Source organism: Symbiopectobacterium sp. Eva_TO, from assembly GCF_053848865.1.
Window position 1 is genome coordinate 1,916,408 of sequence record NZ_JBSPEY010000004.1, and the last position, 15,874, is coordinate 1,932,281.

Here is a 15,874-nt window from a genome sequence, read left to right on the forward strand (position 1 = left end):
GGTAATAACGCTACCTTATGGTATAACTTCGTGACAAGTTATCTCTCATTTTTATCAACACCCCCGCGTCGCTGGCGCGGGGGTGTTGCTTTATAAATGCGGTAGACTTTTTCTCTTGATATTGTTTTTTCATATATGCAGCACGTGCTTATATCCCTATGAACCTTGATCTTATTGCCATGACGTAACGTTGTTTGTTACCGCTATGCGTTTTATCAAGGGTTATGTTTTACCAACCTATTGGAGAGGAGTATGACGAAACCTAACCTGACTATTAGCGAACTGGATGCGGAACGCCTGGATCGGCTGTTGAAACAACCTGCGTGCAGGCACACCGATTGCACAAGCGTTGAATGAGGAGCTGGATCGTGCCGAGATCTTGCCTTCAGAGGACATCCCGTCAGATGTCGTCACCATGAACAGTCGGGTACGCTTTCGCGATTTAAACACTAACGAAGAGCACACCCGAACACTGGTTTATCCTGCCGCCATGCAGGACAGCAAGGAACAACTTTCTGTGATGGCGCCGCTCGGCGCAGCCCTGCTGGGTCTGCGCGTTGGGAATACCATTAACTGGCAGTTGCATAACGGAACGGAAACTCGCGTGGAAGTGCTGGAATTGCTCTATCAGCCTGAGGCCGCTGGCGAATATCATCGCTAAGCTCGCGCCCACTGCCCTGATTTCAGGGCAGTCATGTTGCCTGATTATATCCCGGCGATCTTCATGCCAGGCAGCAGTGCCGAACCGCACTGGATATTGCTGCGGGTTTCAATATCATCGCCCAACGTCACCATATCGCGCAGCATGGTTTTCAGGTTACCGGCAATAGTGATTTCACTCACCGGATACTGAATCTCGCCATTTTCCACCCAGAAGCCTGACGCACCGCGCGAGTAATCGCCCGTGACCGCACTCACACCCTGCCCCATCAGTTCGGTCACCAGCAGGCCTTTATCCATCTGCTTGAGCATCTGTTGGAAATTAAGCCCCTGACCCGCAATACGCCAGTTGTGAATGCCGCCGGCATGGCCAGTGCTCTTCATACCAAGTTTACGCGCTGCATAGCTGGTCAACAGCCAGGTTTGCAGCACGCCGTCTTTAACGATGTCACGCTGCGCGGTACGTACCCCTTCACTGTCGAACGGGGTAGACGCCAGCCCTTTACGCAAATGCGGCAGCTCTTCGATGGTGAGCCAGTCCGGCAGGATCTGTTGGCCCAGCTTATCGAGCAGGAAAGTCGATTTACGGTACACGTTGCCGCCGCTGATCGCCCCCACCAAGTGGCCGAACAGGCCGGTAGCCACTTCGGCGGCAAACATCACTGGTGCTTCCATGGTCGGCAACTTGCGCGGTGATAAACGTGAGAGCGTGCGGCGAGCGCACTCTTCGCCGACCCATTCCGGACTTTGCAGATCGTCCAGCGCGCGCCCTACGGTGTAAGCGTAATCGCGCTCCATATCGCCGTTCACTTCGGCAATCACACAGCTCGACATAGAGTGGCGGCTCGACAAATAGCTTTGCAGCATGCCGTGGCTGTTGCCAAACACTTTGATACCGTAGTGGCTGTTGAAGCTGCCCCCTTCGGTATTGGTAATGCGCGTATCGGCTTTCAGCGCCGCCTGCTCGGCGCGCGCAGCCAGCTCAATACCCTTTTCCGCATCCAAGGCAGCAGGATGAAACAGGTCGAGATCGGGAGCGTCAAATGCCAGCAGTTCTTGTTCTGCCGGGCCAGAAAAAGGATCGGGCGAAGTATAACGGGCAATATCCAGTGCAGCCTGCACGGTGCGGGCGATGGCCTCCGGGCTCAAGTCGGTCGATGACGCACTGCCTTTACGCTGCTGGTGGTATACGGTAATTCCCAACGCGCCATCGCTGTTGAATTCCACATTTTCAACCTCGCCGTAGCGCGTGCTGACGCTGATCCCTGTGGTTTTGGAAATGGCCACCTCTGCCGCATCTGAAGCGGCGTGCGCCAGCTCCAACGCCTGTGCGACTGCCTGCTCCAATGCTTTACGCTGTTCTGCAACCTGAGTGATTATTGTCATCGTTCTGCCATACTGAGTTAAAAGCCGTTCAGAAGCCGGAAAATGGCGTCTGCCTTGCCCCTCTTCTGCGCCTAAAGGTGTATGCTTGAGTCTAACAGGATATCAGGATAATTTCGCAAAAAGCACAAACCTGTTAGGATCGGCGTCTTTTTTATGGCGTTAACCGCGTCACATGCCCGAACTGTTACGGAAAGAGATGATGAACAAACACCCTGAAGAGTGGCTGGACGACGTACCGGACCCGCACGCCGAAGATGATGAAGACGATGAGATCATCTGGGTCAGTAAAAGTGAAATCAAACGCGATGCAGAAGCACTGAAAGATCTTGGCGTGGAGCTGATTGAGCTCGGTAAAAATGCGCTGGAGCGCATCCCGCTGGATGACGATCTGCGTGCTGCGGTTGAGCTGGCGCAACGTATCAAAAAAGAAGGCCGCCGCCGTCAGGTGCAACTGATCGGTAAGATGCTGCGTGCCCGCGATCCAGAACCGATTCAAATCGCACTGGATAAGCTGAAGAACCGTCACAACCAGCAGGTCGCTCTGTTTCACAAACTGGAACAACTGCGCGACAGACTGATTGAGGAAGGGGATGATGCCATCCCGGATATCCTCGGGCTCTACCCGGCCGCCGACCGCCAGCAGTTGCGCTCACTGGTGCGCAATGCGCAGAAAGAAAAAGCCGCTAACAAGCCGCCCAAATCTTACCGTCAAATTTTCCAGTATCTGCGCGAACTGGCCGAAGATCAGGCCTAGGCTGTGTCCCTTAATTACATAAACTCTGGTAAAACAGGCGGATGCAGCCCAGTTCCAACATTGCCAGATAATTCCTCGCCGTTTTGTCGTAACGTGTCGCAATGCGACGGTATTCTTTAAGACGGCCAAAGCACCGCTCAACAACGTTCTGATTGCGGTAGGCGTCACGATCGAGCTTTGAACGACCATCCACCGCCATTTTTTCAGTGGATTTTCGGGGGATGATAGTTTTTATACCTCTGTTTTTCAGCTCGTTACGTAATACATGCCCGGAGTACGCCTTGTCAGCGAGTACCGCATGACCACGGCGTTTCATACTGCCGTTCTGGCGTTGAATATCAATACCGTCCAAAAGACGTAGTGCAAACTGACTTTCATGAGCCTGACCGGGGCTCAACACGATGTTTAACGGAAGACCACTTCCGTCTGTAGCCATATGGATTTTGGTGCCAAAACCACCTCGAGAGCGACCCAGCCCATTATCTCCGGTGATATCGGGATGTTTTTTTGAGCACCGGCAGCACATTTCAGCGCCCTGATATTGCTACCATCCAGCGCAGTCGCTGACCAGTCCACGAGGCCATGGGCATCAAGTGATGAAAGTAACTTATTAAAAATAATGTTAATGACTCCCGATTTTGACCATCGGTTAAAGCGGTTATAAACGGTTTTCCATGGGCCGTATCGCTCAGGTAAATCACGCCATGGGGCACCAGAGCACAGCCCCCAGAACATGCCATTGATAATCATGCGATGCTCAGCCCATGGGCGTCCGGCCTGTGGTGTTGCTGGTTCAGCAGGGAGTAAGGGCTGGATGATAGCCCATGCTTCATCGGGAAGGTCGTAGCGAACCATAGTTAAAAATGATTTATAAACAAACAGTTAGCATAACTCATGGGATTAAGGGACACAGCCTAGCAGTCAGCGACGCCTGGCGCTGGCACTATGCCAAATATGTTATGCCGGACGATAAAACCAGCGTGTCTCCCGGCGGACTGTTTGACAGCATCAGGACGGTGACGAGGAACAACGTTCCCGTTTCGTTTGATGCGGAAAACCGCGAAATGTTTCTGTTCTGCGCGATAGCCGAACTGGAACAGGCTCCCGGCAGCCACAACTAAATGCCGTCAATGAGGAAATCTATGGCGGCCTTCACCTGAGTGCGGAACTGCGACGCATCGCAGAACACCGCCCCCAGCGCGCGGACAGGGACACTCGCCAGTTCGTGGGTCATGACCGCGTATTCCTGACCGTCAGTCAGTCTGACAACAGGGACAAGACGATTCGGGTGGTGTCCTGCCGGATACCTGTCAACAGGCAACAGCGGGATCACAATCCGGCGGTTCAGTTGTCCAATAATATCGCTTGTGACATCAAGCAGCAGAGGGTAAACAGCGCTTTTACCGGTGTTTCCGTATACGGTGAATTGCATGGTTAAAATGTCCGGTATTCATCACTGAAACAGCCATGCTCATCATGGAAACGATTTAATACGTCGATGGCCTCCCTGTTCTCTTCCTGCCATTTTTTGGCTTCATGGTGGCGAAGCTCGGCATCCAGGGCCGCGGTCAGGGTCGCACTCAGGTTAATGCCTGCCTCACGCGCCCGGATCAGTAAGGCTCGTTCTACCGTCATGGTCACGCTCTGCGTGTTGCGTTGTTTCGCGGTCATGGTTTCTCTCCCGTCATGAGATACGTGCAATCTGCACGACTTGATGCACTTATCATAGCACCAAAAACAGGTCCTGCTACCGTTGCAGTCTTTCACATTTAACAGCCAGTCGTCATACCTGTTCCGTTATCAACAGCAATCACTGGTGTAATCATGACGTTTGCGGGATGCGCGGGCTCTTTGCCGCCCGCCCACGCAGCCTGCGAATATTCCGGGCATATTATGTCCGGAATATTCGCAGAGAAATTGAAACATCCATTACTCTGCCTGCCCCTGACTGCCTTCTGTGGGGTAGCCATCCCGTTTCCACCAGTCCAGCCCGCCAATCAGTTCTTTGACTTCGAACCCCAGCATTAACAACTTAAGCGCGGTTTGCGTTGAGCCATTGCAGCCAATACCGTCGCAGTAGCAAATGTAGAGCGCCGATTTGTCCAATGCCGTGGTGGTGTCAAACGAGAGTGAACGATGAGGCAGATTGACGGCACCGGGAATATGTTCGATCTGATAATAGCTGTGTTGCCGACCATCGTCCACCACCAGGTTCCTGCCTTGCTGGCGCGCCGCGTGCAGATCGGCGGCGTCAATTTCGAACGTCAATTTTTGCTGGTAGTAGTTGATTTGCTCAGTGATGGACATATTTTCCCCCTTTTGATGACGTGATGTAGCGCAACGAGCGTGGATAGATGTCCTTGCCGTAAGCAGGAAAATAGCAGGTCTGTTAATGCGGTAAATTCAATTGTTTTTCATGCATATGAAGTTTTTTTGAGGACGCTTGCCAACGTCTTCACTGCAATCTCCAGTTCATAAGGAGTGTGGGCGGCGAATCCCATCAGAAAGCCGGTGTGGTGTTGATGCAAGGCGGAGAGTGTCGAGAGTCCGAGCAGGTCAACACCCGCCTGACGGGCGCACTCAACCGCCTCTCGTTCGGGAATATCGCGGATAAACACGCAGGGCATCTGCATGCCGCCGCTGGGTACTAATGGATCCACAACATCCGCCAGATGCTGTCGCACCAGCCGCGCCAACACATTTCGACGCTCGGCATACAGCAGGCGCATGGTGCGCACATGGGCACCAAAGTGGCCATCTTCGATAAAGCGCGCCAGTGTGAGTTGGGGGATGGGGGCTCTGTGGCCGTCCAGCAGGGTGCGGGCCACGGTCATGGGAGCCACCAGTGACGGCGGCAGCACCATATAGCCGATACGCAGGCCGGGAAACAGTGATTTCGTGAAGGTACCGATATAGATCGTGCGCTCGTGCAGGTCCAGCCCCTGTACGCAGGCGGTGGGCTTGCCCGCATAGTGGAACTCACTGTCATAATCGTCTTCGATAATCCAGCTGTGGTGTTGTCTGGCCCACTCAATGACGGCCAGCCGTCTGTCCAGAGACAGCGTTGCACCGGAAGGAAACTGGTGTGACGGCGTCAGAAACACCGCTCTGGGCGAGGTTTCCGAAGCGGCAGCGGCGGTAAACAGCTGGTCCACTCTTACCCCATCGGCATCCAGCGGTACTGGCACGCTGATGAGGCCCGCTGCATCGAACGCTTTGCGCGCGCCGTGATAGGCCGGGTCTTCGAGGAGGATTTTATCGCCCACCTCAAGCAATACCTGGGCACACAACGTCAATGCCTGCTGGGAACTGTTCAGTATCAGCACCCGCTCGGGCGCTGCACGCGCGCCGCGCTCCAGATTAACGTGATTGGCAATGGCCCGACGCAGAGGTTCCATGCCCTGCGGTGGGCTGTGCAGCAATGCCTGCTTGCCATATTCTTTCAGTATCTGCCGTTCCAGACGTTCCCAGATGGCGAGTGGAAAACTGCGTGTTTCCGGCACGCCTGGAGCAAAAGGGCGGGAGATAAGAAAATCGCGCACCCCGCCGCCCTGAAACATGGCGCTACCACGCTGGCTCAGGCGCGGTGTCTCGCTATCCTCCTCCGCGCGCCGAGGTTTGCCACGACCAGGCAAACGCCGTGCCCGTTCTGACACAAAGCTGCCACTGCCCACACGCCGCTCAATAAAACCTTCCGCGTGCAACTGCCCGTAAGCCGATTCGATGGTGTCTCGGGAAACGCCCAGCGATGTTGCTAATGCGCGCGATGCGGGTAATGGCTTGCCCACATCCAACATGCCATCAAGGATGCCCGCTGTATGCGCACGTGCAGCGGCAGGGCGCGCTGTGCCGGATCGCCGATCCAGGCTTTGACCGACTCAAGCTGAGCATGTTTGAACAATTGGTCTGTATCTCTTCGATTAATTGGCTGGGTGAATCAGGCCATTTTAGCGCTATAAATAACAGGTACAACCGCTACGCGCTACAACCCGTTTTTTTCCTTTTTCAGGAGTTAACGCTAGGCCATGTCATCTTCTACTTCTTGTTCACCGCTGCCTGAGAGCACGCAGACCCATCACGATCGCCACGGCCTTTATCCTGAGGCAACGAGCGTTGAGGATTTCCGACACAACCTGACGGCGGTACAGGCGCGTATCGCGGCGGCCTGTCAGCGCGTGGGGCGCGATCCTGCCTCGGTGCGCCTGCTGCCGGTCAGCAAGACCAAACCTGAAAGCAACCTGCGACTGGCGTATGCGGCGGGGTGCCGCATGCTGGGTGAAAACAAGGTGCAGGAGGCGTTGGGTAAGTGGGAGGCCATGCAGGATCTGAGCGATTTGCAATGGTCGGTCATCGGCCATTTGCAAACCAATAAGGCTCGGCTGGTGGCGCGTTTCGCCACCGAATTTCAGGCGCTGGACAGCCTGAAACTCGCCGAAGCGCTGGATCGCCGTTTGCAAAATGAAGGACGCTCGCTGGATGTGTTTGTGCAAGTCAACACCTCCGGTGAAGCGAGCAAATATGGCCTTGCGCCCGAGGACGTAACGGCATTTATTCAGACACTGCCTGCTTTCACGGCATTGCGGGTGCGTGGATTGATGACGCTGGCGCGCTTTTCCAGTGAGGCGGAACGCGTACGCGAGTGTTTTGTGTTGTTGCGCACCCTGCGCGATCAATTGCGGCAAAGTGCCCCCGCAACGATTGCGCTGGATGCGCTATCGATGGGAATATCGGGGGATTTTGAGATAGCGATCGAAGAGGAGGCCACCGTGGTTCGCGTCGGCCAGGCTATCTTCGGCGCGCGAACACTGCCTGACAGCCATTTTTGGCCCGGAGAAGCATCGCAATAATGCGCATTCTCCACCCATGAATTCAATACGATTATTTCAATTGAGAGGACTCTGCCATGTATGACGCTTCCCTGACTCTGACCGATGTTGATCCTGAACTGGCGGATGCCATCCTGAATGAACAACGCAGTCAAGAGGAGCATGTAGAACTGATTGCTTCTGAGAACTACGCCAGCCCGTTGGTGATGGCTATCCAAAATTCTGTGTTCACCAATAAATACGCCGAAGGTTACCCTGGCAAGCGCTATTACAGCGGCTGCGAGTTTGTTGATGTGGCGGAGCGGTTAGCTGTTGAGCGCGCTAAAGCGCTGTTCGACTGCGATTATGCCAATGTGCAGCCTCATGCAGGCGCTCAAGCCAATGCGGCCGTGTTTCTGGCGCTGACCAATCCCGGTGATACCGTAATGGGCATGAACCTGGCACAGGGGGGACACCTGACGCACGGTAGCCCGTCTAACTTTTCCGGTCGTCACTACAAGATTGTGCCCTACGGGCTCGATCCCGATACCGGGCTTATCGACTATGACGAGATGGAACGAATTGCGCTGGAAACCCGTCCGAAAATGCTGATCGGAGGTTTTTCTGCTTATTCGCGCCACAAAGACTGGGCGCGCATGCGTGCCATTGCCGATAAAGTAGGGGCGGTGTTTTGGGTGGATATGGCGCATGTTGCCGGTCTGGTCGCGGCGGGGGAATACCCTAATTCGTTACCCTATGCTCACGTAGTAACCAGTACCACCCATAAAACCCTGTGCGGTCCGCGCGGTGGCATCATCCTCGCTAAAGGGCAGAGTGAGGATTTTTACAAGAAGCTCAATGCTGCCGTATTCCCCGGCATTCAGGGCGGGCCATTGATGCACGTGATTGCAGCCAAGGCCGTCGCTTTCAAGGAGGCGCTGCGCCCTGAGTTTACTACCTACCAGCGGCAGGTGGTGACCAATGCCCGCGCCATGGCGGCGGTGGTGCAACAGCGTGGTTACAAGATTGTCTCGGGGGGTACGGATAACCATCTGATGCTGATTGATCTTTCCGATCGCGCATACACGGGAAAGGACGCCGATGCGGCACTGGGTGATGCTTATATCACCGTGAATAAAAATTCCGTACCGAACGATCCCCGTTCGCCGTTTGTCACCTCAGGGCTGCGCATTGGCACACAGGCAGTGACCACGCGCGGTTTTGGCGTTACTGAATGCGAGCAATTGGCTGGCTGTGTGATGTGCTGGATGCGTTGGAACACGGTGAAAATGCGCAGAGGACAGTGCGCGATCGGGTGCGTAAGCAGGTGGTGGATCTGTGCTGTTGCCATCCGGTGTACCGATAATCGGTGTACACCTTGCGCTGCGTTGAAAAGGATAACAACGGCTGCTATAACGGGAGAATCAAGACAGCCGGGTGGCGTATGGACAGCAAAGTACTGAAGCACTTTTTAAAAATCGTCCAGTTAGGTTCTCTGACGGCGGCGGCCGATGACGCTTGTCTGACGGTTCAGGCGCTGGCGGCGCAAATCAAAAAACTGGAACAGCATATGGGGCTGCGGTTGCTCAACCGCACCAACAAGGGTGTGTCGCTGACCCCGGAGGGTCAGCAGATGCTGCCAGAAATCACGGCGATGGTCAGAACGGCGGAGCAACTGCAACGCAAGGTCGATCAGCTGCGCCAGCATGCGCCTACGACGCTACACATTGCGCTGAACAGCACGTTTTCGCTGGATATTAACCACTGCATCATGAACTTTATGATGGATACGCTGCACGGTTACCGCATCGTATTCAGGAGTTCTGAATCGCCGGAAAACCTGACCAAGCTGGCCAATGGCGATGCTGATATGGCGGTGGTGATTGGTTGTCCGGCGCACTGTGATGACCCCATGTATCTTATTGACGCGCTGAAGGTGTCGATCGTGGCCGCGATGGCACCAGGCACCACGCTGGAACTGGCACCGTTGATCAAACCGGTGGCGGAGTGCGCTTATGCCCGTGTATTCGAACGCTTTGTTGCCCTGAATCAGCCGAGGGCACAGGGGAAAGCGGTTTACGATTCTGGCAGTGAACAAGTCAGTATGTCGTTAATGAAACGTCGGGGCGGCGTGGGCATGGTGTCGCAAGCGATCGCTGATGCGCACCAACTGACCGTCGTACCGGATTTCAGGGATGCGCTGGATGTGTATCTGGTGATGAAAACTTCCTTACTCTCTGAACAAGATATCGCGGCGCTCAATATATTGCTCTCGTTGCCGACGGCAAACGTGCCGCCGGCATCGGCATTGGTTTAGAACGTTACGTTAATTTTTCCCCAGAAGGTTCTTCCCGGCTCATTCACCGAAGTATTGGCGGAGTAGCCAAAGCTGCTGTTACCGGCGAGATTCAGGTGCTCGCTGTAGGCGGTGTTAAACAGGTTATCGACGCCTGCGCTGACTTTCACCTGTTCCGTCACTTTATACGCCAGATTGGCAGAGAAGATGGCAAAACCGCTGCTGTTGCCAAAATCTTTACCGACCACGTTGCCTTCATTAACCGCTAACCGATTCTGGCTGCTGACCAGCCGCAGCAAGCCACCGCTGCTCCAGTTGCCGGATTCCCAGGAGAGTCCCAAGCGCGTTTCCAGCGGCGGAATTTGCGGCAGTGGTCGACCGTTTGAACGGTTTTCGGCCCAGGAATACGCCAGACTGGCATCGGTTTTCCAATGATCGGTCAACTGATAGCTCAAGCCGGTTTCGCCGCCCAGCGTGAGCGCGTTGACGTTATCCACCTGACTTTCTTTGGGTTTACTCCGATTGATATTGTAGCGGAACAGAACAAAGTCATTCACTCGACCCACATAGGCCGATACCCAACTTGTCAGTCGCTCCCCTTTGTATTGCGCGCCGATATCCAACTGGGTGGTTTTCTCCGTTTTCAGGTTATCGAATGCGCTGGCGCTGCCTCCCGGCCCGTAAGTGGGTGAAAACAGCTCCCAGTAATCGGGGAAACGCGTGGTGTAGCCGACGCCTGCATAGACCATCAACGGCAGCGAGGCGACGGAATGATCCACACGCAGGAAGCCCGCGGGTAGCGTGGCACTGCGGTTGGATTGTTCTGCTGTGGTGAAGTTATCGACTTGCGCACGATCCAGTCGGGTACCGACAATAACCTTGTTTTGTGCACTGGCCTCCCAGGTCAGTTCACCGAAAAGACCATAATTGTGGAAACGGGCATCTTTATCCCAATGGCCGTTGTCCAAACTGAGGTGGGTATTCAACTGGGTATCGACACCCGTTTGAAGCTGGTAATCCTGCCACAGCCAGGTGGTCATCATCCTGCCGCCGACGGTGCGGCGATCCAGACGCATCGTCATTGCCATCGGCATAGACATCCCCATGCCGCCCGGCGTGCGCAAACTGAAGTTATCCATCACGTGGTCGGCATAGTTGTAATAGGCGCTGGCTTCGAACTTATCGAGCAGGGTGCCAATGTTGCTCTTTTCAAAACGCAGGCCCAGGCTCTCGCGTTTGAACTGCGAGCCATCCATGCCGCGTCCCGCGTAGCGTGCTTCGCCATCGCCCTTGCCGGCGGAGAGTTCCAGCAGCGTATCTTTATCCGGTGTCCATCCCAGTGCGATGTCGCTGTTCCACTTATCCCACTTTGAGGGCACGCGGCGGTTGTCTCCGTCCTTGTAGTCGTTGGCGCGGGATGTGTTTCCCGTCAACCGGAGATAGCCCTGCTCGTTGCCAACGCTGATATCCGCATTTTGATCCCAGCGGCGGTTGGAGGCAGCCAGCAGGCTGACATTTCCTTTTAGGCCCGCCTGCGTGAATTGGGGCGGTAATCGCTCGAAGCGCAGCGTGCCCGCAGAGTTACCTGGCCCCCATAACACGCTTTGTGGCCCCTTGATCAGCGTGAGTACGTCGTAACTTTCCGGCGAGATATAAGAGCTGGGGGCATCCATACGCGCCGGGCAGGCACCGAGCATTTCGCCATCGTTGGTGAGCAACCGCAAACGCGATCCGAACATGCCGCGAAACACCGGGTCACCGTTGGTGCCACCATTGCGAATTTGGCTAAAGCCGGGGATGGTTTTCAAGTAATCCGACCCATCGCTGGCGGGCACGGGTTGGCGCGGCGTTTTGGGGGACGTCACAATGGTTAACGGCGAATAGACCGGAGCCGTCACTGTCATCACATCCCCTTCATCATGATGGTGTGTGTTTTCTTCGCTGGCCGTTGCCTGAAGCGGCAAGGTGCAAATTACCGCCAGTGATGTGGTTAACATTTTAGTTTTTTTCATTACTCTCACCTGTCTTCGATCGCACGTATGACAAAAGCCACGATCGTGAGCCACCTGATCCCGGTGGATAAAAAGGGTATGTCGTTGCGAAAAGGCGGATGCGCGTTTCGAACGAAATGAGATCTCCCTGGTCCATAAGCGCAAGCGTTACGGGCACGACGTATCCACGGTGTTAATCCGATAGCGGGTTACTGTGAAAAAGGAGATTTACGCTGTAGGTGACAGGTGAAGGCGTGGCGGTGCACGCGGAAGATTCGTGGCATCAAGCGGGGGGCAGTATGGAGGCAAAACGCGGGGTAGCGGCGGTGCACGTGCTAACAGGACCATTAGCCATACCATAGGGATAAAGATACCGATGATAAAGGGCACATGCACCAGCAGTTCACAGTAGCCGCAGGCGAACCCTTCTTCCTGCATCATGGCGGCGTGATGATGTGCTGCAGGTGTTGCGCTGTGATGATTCATTGCCATTTCATGCGCTTGCGGTAACGGCATCCGCTCGACACGCCCCTTTGATATCACCGGGGCGACAAACAGCAGTAGCACTGCCAGTAATGCCAGGCAGGCTGCGCTTTTTTGTGCCGTTGCGTGTGAAACGATCATCGGGGTCAGAGAAACCAGAGTGGAAACAGAGGCGTAGTTTATCACAGGAATATTGATGAGAATGAGAAATATTATCTTATATTATCGATTTCTTGCTTTATATCATACTTGGTTGAACCTTGCCGTATCAGACAGAGTCCCTCTGCGCCTGCCATAGTGAAATTAGGGCCATGGGTGTATGATTTTAGCCGTTGGATCTCAGTAGGCTGATGTGAGTACGGATATTGCGCCACGCGGCAGAGGCCGGCCGCCCAAAACCGATGCGAGCTATAAAGGCACGCGCGAAGTGCTGATTCGCAGCGGGTTGGCGTTGCTGACGCAAAACGGCTTTCTCTCCACCGGCATTGATGCCATCGTGAAAAATGTCGGTGTTCCCAAGGGTTCCTTTTATTACTATTTTGAAAATAAAGAGGATTATGGGCGAACGGTGCTCGCGTCCTATGATAGCTTCTTTCAACATAAGCTGAATAAATTTCTGTCGGATGCCTCCGTGACGCCGATGAAACGGCTCAGCCATTTTGTGGCGGATGCAGGTCGAGGGATGCAGAAATACGCCTTCGCACGGGGTTGTCTGGTGGGTAATTTGATGCAGGAAACCCCCGGGTTGCCCGATCCGTTCCGAGGACAGTTGCAGCAGATTCTCAAAGCATGGCAAGGGCTGGTGGCAGCCTGTTTGCGGGCGGCACTGATCGCGGGCGAAATCCGCACGACGACGCCACCCGAACAACTGGCAGAGATGTTCTGAAGTGGTTGGGAAGGGGCAGTGATGAGAGCCAGGTTATACCAGTCCACACAACCGCTGAATGAATTCTGGTACTTCTTTTCCCATGCCCTCGGTTATCACTCGGATAATGAAATATCGCGCTGACAGCAGCGTGCTTTTCACCGACGTGAAATTGATAAATAACAAACTTTTCTCACTCTTCAATGCCGGTTGCTGCGCTGCGCTTGAAACGCAATGTGATGACAGTTACCGTGGAATTAATTTATAGACGATCGGTCAATAATTAATTTGGTGAATTTTACGGCTGCGTTCCCCTGATGGGCGAACGATACGGAGACGAGGTTTACATGTTCAATGCAATCGTGATCGACAAGGTTGAAGGCAATTATCATGCAGAGCTGGCGGCACAAGAGGAAAGTGCATTGCCGGAAGGGGACGTTACTGTCGCCATCGACTACTCCTCCATCAATTACAAGGATGCTCTGGCTATTACGGGGCGCGGTCCTATCGTACGTAAATTCCCGATGGTACCCGGTATCGATTTTGCTGGCACGGTAATAGAAAGCGTTAACCCAGCGTACAAAGCCGGTGACAAGGAGCTGTTGACCGGATGGGGCGTTGGGGAAAAACACTGGGGCGGTTTGGCGGGTAAGGCACGAGTGAGCGCTGAGTGGTTGGCTCCGTTGCCACAGGGTTCAGACGCCAGACATGTGATGGCGATTGGTACGGCTGGGTTTACCGCGATGCTCTGCGTCGAGGCCGTGTTAAACCATGGAGTGAAACCGGAGGACGGTCCGGTGCTGGTAACCGGTGCCAGCGGCGGCGTAGGCAGCTGTGCGGCCCTTATTTTGGCGCAGTTGGGATATAAGGTGGTGGCTTCCACGGGGCGCCCGGCAGAGGCTGATTGGTTGCGCAATGAGGTGGGCGTGAATGAGGTTATCGATCGTGCCGAGCTGAGTGCACCGGGTAAACCGCTGCAAAAAGAGCGCTGGGTGGCGGCGTTGGATATCGTGGGCAGTCATACGCTGGCTAACGTGTGTGCCAGCATTCATTACGGCGGCATCGTTGCCGCCTGTGGTATGGCGCAGGGGTTGGATCTCCCGGCAAGCGTTGCGCCGTTTATCCTGCTCAACGTGACCTTGCAAGGTATCGACAGCGTAATGGTCAGTACGGAAAAACGTCCGGCGCTGTGGGAAAAAGCCTGCAAATACCTGCCGATGGCAAAACTGGCCACGTTAACGACGGAGTACCCGTTGACGCAGGCCATTGATGTTGCCGGAGCCTTATTGGCGGGCAAGGTGCGAGGCCGTGCCGTGATCAGGTGCTGATACCCTGATATGACTGGCCCGCTTGATTAACGGGGGGGCCAGATACGACCCTGTACATGATTCTGTGTAAATGCCTTTCTCAGTAGTGACCGTCCAGGCGGTCACCGAACTCGATAATAAAACGGCTCATTGCCATACGCCAGTCCCGCAGTGGCATCGTCCATTTCTGTGAGGCCGACTGGATTGCCAGCCACACCACCTTTTTCACTGCGTCGTCAGTCGGGAACACTTTGCGTTTTTTAATCGCATGCCGGATCACACTGTTAAGCGACTCGATGGCGTTGGTTGTGTCGATGACTTTGCGGATATCAGCCGGGTAAGCGAAGAACGTTGCCAGATTGCTCCAGTTCGTCTGCCAGCTCCGGCTTGTCTGTGGATAGCGGCTGTCCCATGCGCTGGCGAATGCTTCCAGCGCCTGCTGGCCTGCTTCTTCCGTAGCGGCCTGATAGATGGCTTTCAGGTCGCGTGTGACGGCTTTGTAGTCCTTCCAAGAGACGAACCTCAGGCTGTTGCGTACCATGTGCACGATGCACCGCTGGATGCGGGCTTCCGGATACACCGCGTTGATGGCGTCCGGGAAGCCTTTCAGACCGTCGACACAGGCGATGAGGATATCGTTCAGGCCGCGGTTTTTTAGTTCTGTCAGCACATTGAGCCAGAACTTCGCGCCCTCGTTTTCGGCCAGCCACATACCCAGCAGTTCTTTCTGGCCCTCGATGTTGATACCCAGTGCCAGGAACACGGATTTATTGATGACGCGACTGTCCTGCCGGACCTTCAGGATGATACAGTCAAGGTAAACAATGGGATAGACTGCATCCAGTGGACGATTTTGCCATTCAGTAACCTGTTCCATCACGGCGTCGGTGACCTTCGAGACCAGCGCCGGTGAGACATCCGCGTCATACAGCTCGTTGAACGCAGACGCTATCTCGCGGGTGGTCATCCCTCTGGCGTACAGGGACAGGATTTGGTTATCCATCCCGGTGATCCGGGTCTGGTTTTTCTTCACCAGTTGTGGTTCGAAGGAGCCATCACGATCGCGCGGAGTACGTAGTTCCAGAGTGCCATCGCCGGTGGTCACGGTGTTTGTGGAATAGCCGTTGCGGGAGTTGGCCCCCGGTTTGGGCTGATTTTTATCGTAGCCCAGATGGTGGGACATTTCGGCGTTGAGAGCAGCCTCAACGCTGATTTTCTTCAGCAGGCGATCGAATTGGCTGAGATCGTCAGGGGTTTTGAGATTTTTGGCCAGTTCGTTAGCCAGAGCCTGCAACTGTTTTTCGTCCATAAATTAACCTGTTTTTGA

Annotated in this window: 12 protein-coding genes and 5 pseudogenes; 8 read left to right on the forward strand and 9 right to left on the reverse strand. The window is 54.7% G+C overall.

Annotation, left to right across the window (positions count from 1 at the left end; genetic code table 11):
- The first annotated feature begins 252 nt into the window (after positions 1 to 252).
- A pseudogene (gene rnk, locus ACWWJF_RS12105) lies at positions 253 to 661 on the forward strand (nucleoside diphosphate kinase regulator).
- 44 nt (positions 662 to 705) lie between these two features.
- Here rnk and pmbA read toward each other — a convergent pair.
- The gene (pmbA, locus tag ACWWJF_RS12110; protein ID WP_455869579.1) at positions 706 to 2,046 is read right to left on the reverse strand and encodes a metalloprotease PmbA; all 1,341 of its coding nucleotides are present in this window, start codon (positions 2,044 to 2,046) and stop codon (positions 706 to 708) included.
- A 199-nt stretch (positions 2,047 to 2,245) separates the two neighbouring features.
- Here pmbA and yjgA point away from each other — a divergent pair, with 199 nt between their 5' ends.
- Positions 2,246 to 2,800 carry a ribosome biogenesis factor YjgA gene (gene yjgA, locus ACWWJF_RS12115; protein ID WP_440866854.1) on the forward strand — a complete coding sequence of 185 codons (555 nt, stop codon included), beginning with the start codon at positions 2,246 to 2,248 and terminating at the stop codon, positions 2,798 to 2,800.
- A gap of 10 nt (positions 2,801 to 2,810) precedes the next feature.
- On the opposite strand, the gene ACWWJF_RS12120 is transcribed toward yjgA, so the two are convergent.
- A protein-coding gene (locus ACWWJF_RS12120) for an IS5 family transposase (RefSeq protein WP_455869580.1) occupies positions 2,811 to 3,655 on the reverse strand; the annotation gives its coding sequence in 2 pieces (ribosomal slippage) (positions 2,811 to 3,310 and positions 3,310 to 3,655; 846 coding nt in all).
- 59 nt (positions 3,656 to 3,714) lie between these two features.
- Between ACWWJF_RS12120 and ACWWJF_RS12125 the strand changes: the two are divergent.
- A pseudogene (locus ACWWJF_RS12125) lies at positions 3,715 to 3,921 on the forward strand (MobC family replication-relaxation protein); the annotation flags it as partial.
- On the opposite strand, the gene ACWWJF_RS12130 reads toward ACWWJF_RS12125, so the two are convergent.
- The 4 genes and pseudogenes from ACWWJF_RS12130 to pdxR all read right to left on the reverse strand — a co-directional run bounded on the left by ACWWJF_RS12130 (position 3,918) and on the right by pdxR (position 6,701).
- Positions 3,918 to 4,232: a CcdB family protein gene (locus tag ACWWJF_RS12130; RefSeq protein WP_455869581.1), complete on the reverse strand. Its 315-nt coding sequence runs from the start codon at positions 4,230 to 4,232 to the stop codon at positions 3,918 to 3,920. The pseudogene ACWWJF_RS12125 and the gene ACWWJF_RS12130 sit on opposite strands and share 4 nt — an antisense overlap.
- A gap of 2 nt (positions 4,233 to 4,234) precedes the next feature.
- A complete protein-coding gene (locus ACWWJF_RS12135; RefSeq protein WP_455869582.1) occupies positions 4,235 to 4,471 on the reverse strand; it encodes a type II toxin-antitoxin system CcdA family antitoxin in 237 nt (78 codons plus the stop codon).
- Between the two features lie 258 nt (positions 4,472 to 4,729).
- Positions 4,730 to 5,107 (reverse strand): rhodanese-like domain-containing protein, encoded by a 378-nt coding sequence (locus tag ACWWJF_RS12140; RefSeq protein ID WP_455869583.1) that lies wholly within the window; start codon positions 5,105 to 5,107, stop codon positions 4,730 to 4,732.
- 107 nt (positions 5,108 to 5,214) lie between these two features.
- Positions 5,215 to 6,701, reverse strand: a pseudogene (gene pdxR / locus ACWWJF_RS12145) (MocR-like pyridoxine biosynthesis transcription factor PdxR).
- A gap of 124 nt (positions 6,702 to 6,825) precedes the next feature.
- On the opposite strand from pdxR, the gene ACWWJF_RS12150 reads away from it, so the two are divergent.
- From ACWWJF_RS12150 to ACWWJF_RS12160, 3 genes and pseudogenes are all read left to right on the forward strand, one after another.
- On the forward strand, positions 6,826 to 7,647 hold the full coding sequence (locus ACWWJF_RS12150; protein ID WP_455869584.1) for a YggS family pyridoxal phosphate-dependent enzyme: 822 nt from the start codon (positions 6,826 to 6,828) through the stop codon (positions 7,645 to 7,647).
- Between the two features lie 56 nt (positions 7,648 to 7,703).
- Positions 7,704 to 8,971, forward strand: a pseudogene (glyA, locus tag ACWWJF_RS12155) (serine hydroxymethyltransferase).
- Between the two features lie 78 nt (positions 8,972 to 9,049).
- On the forward strand, positions 9,050 to 9,922 hold the full coding sequence (locus tag ACWWJF_RS12160) for a LysR family transcriptional regulator (protein WP_455869585.1): 873 nt from the start codon (positions 9,050 to 9,052) through the stop codon (positions 9,920 to 9,922).
- Here ACWWJF_RS12160 and ACWWJF_RS12165 read toward each other — a convergent pair.
- A complete protein-coding gene (locus ACWWJF_RS12165) occupies positions 9,919 to 11,913 on the reverse strand; it encodes a TonB-dependent copper receptor (protein WP_455869586.1) in 1,995 nt (664 codons plus the stop codon). The genes ACWWJF_RS12160 and ACWWJF_RS12165 overlap by 4 nt on opposite strands.
- 207 nt (positions 11,914 to 12,120) lie before the next feature.
- The gene (locus ACWWJF_RS12170; protein ID WP_455869587.1) at positions 12,121 to 12,516 is read right to left on the reverse strand and encodes a DUF2946 family protein; all 396 of its coding nucleotides are present in this window, start codon (positions 12,514 to 12,516) and stop codon (positions 12,121 to 12,123) included.
- Between the two features lie 211 nt (positions 12,517 to 12,727).
- Between ACWWJF_RS12170 and acuR the strand changes: the two are divergent.
- Both acuR and acuI read left to right on the forward strand, forming a co-directional pair.
- A pseudogene (acuR, locus tag ACWWJF_RS12175) lies at positions 12,728 to 13,384 on the forward strand (acrylate utilization transcriptional regulator AcuR).
- Positions 13,385 to 13,587: 203 nt separating this feature from the next.
- The gene (acuI, locus tag ACWWJF_RS12180; protein WP_455869588.1) at positions 13,588 to 14,568 is read left to right on the forward strand and encodes an acrylyl-CoA reductase (NADPH); all 981 of its coding nucleotides are present in this window, start codon (positions 13,588 to 13,590) and stop codon (positions 14,566 to 14,568) included.
- A 79-nt stretch (positions 14,569 to 14,647) separates the two neighbouring features.
- On the opposite strand, the gene ACWWJF_RS12185 is transcribed toward acuI, so the two are convergent.
- A complete protein-coding gene (locus tag ACWWJF_RS12185; protein WP_455869589.1) occupies positions 14,648 to 15,856 on the reverse strand; it encodes an IS256 family transposase in 1,209 nt (402 codons plus the stop codon).
- Positions 15,857 to 15,874: the final 18 nt, after the last annotated feature.

Excerpts from the sequence above, each read along its gene's own strand:
- pmbA (WP_455869579.1), bottom strand. The coding sequence starts at position 2,046 with ATGACAATAATCACTCAGGTTGCAGAACAGCGTAAAGCATTGGAGCAG.
- yjgA (WP_440866854.1), top strand. The coding sequence starts at position 2,246 with ATGAACAAACACCCTGAAGAGTGGCTGGACGACGTACCGGACCCGCAC.
- ACWWJF_RS12130 (WP_455869581.1), bottom strand. The coding sequence starts at position 4,232 with ATGCAATTCACCGTATACGGAAACACCGGTAAAAGCGCTGTTTACCCT.
- ACWWJF_RS12135 (WP_455869582.1), bottom strand. The coding sequence starts at position 4,471 with ATGACCGCGAAACAACGCAACACGCAGAGCGTGACCATGACGGTAGAA.
- ACWWJF_RS12140 (WP_455869583.1), bottom strand. The coding sequence starts at position 5,107 with ATGTCCATCACTGAGCAAATCAACTACTACCAGCAAAAATTGACGTTC.
- ACWWJF_RS12150 (WP_455869584.1), top strand. The coding sequence starts at position 6,826 with ATGTCATCTTCTACTTCTTGTTCACCGCTGCCTGAGAGCACGCAGACC.
- ACWWJF_RS12160 (WP_455869585.1), top strand. The coding sequence starts at position 9,050 with ATGGACAGCAAAGTACTGAAGCACTTTTTAAAAATCGTCCAGTTAGGT.
- ACWWJF_RS12165 (WP_455869586.1), bottom strand. The coding sequence starts at position 11,913 with ATGAAAAAAACTAAAATGTTAACCACATCACTGGCGGTAATTTGCACC.
- ACWWJF_RS12170 (WP_455869587.1), bottom strand. The coding sequence starts at position 12,516 with ATGATCGTTTCACACGCAACGGCACAAAAAAGCGCAGCCTGCCTGGCA.
- acuI (WP_455869588.1), top strand. The coding sequence starts at position 13,588 with ATGTTCAATGCAATCGTGATCGACAAGGTTGAAGGCAATTATCATGCA.
- ACWWJF_RS12185 (WP_455869589.1), bottom strand. The coding sequence starts at position 15,856 with ATGGACGAAAAACAGTTGCAGGCTCTGGCTAACGAACTGGCCAAAAAT.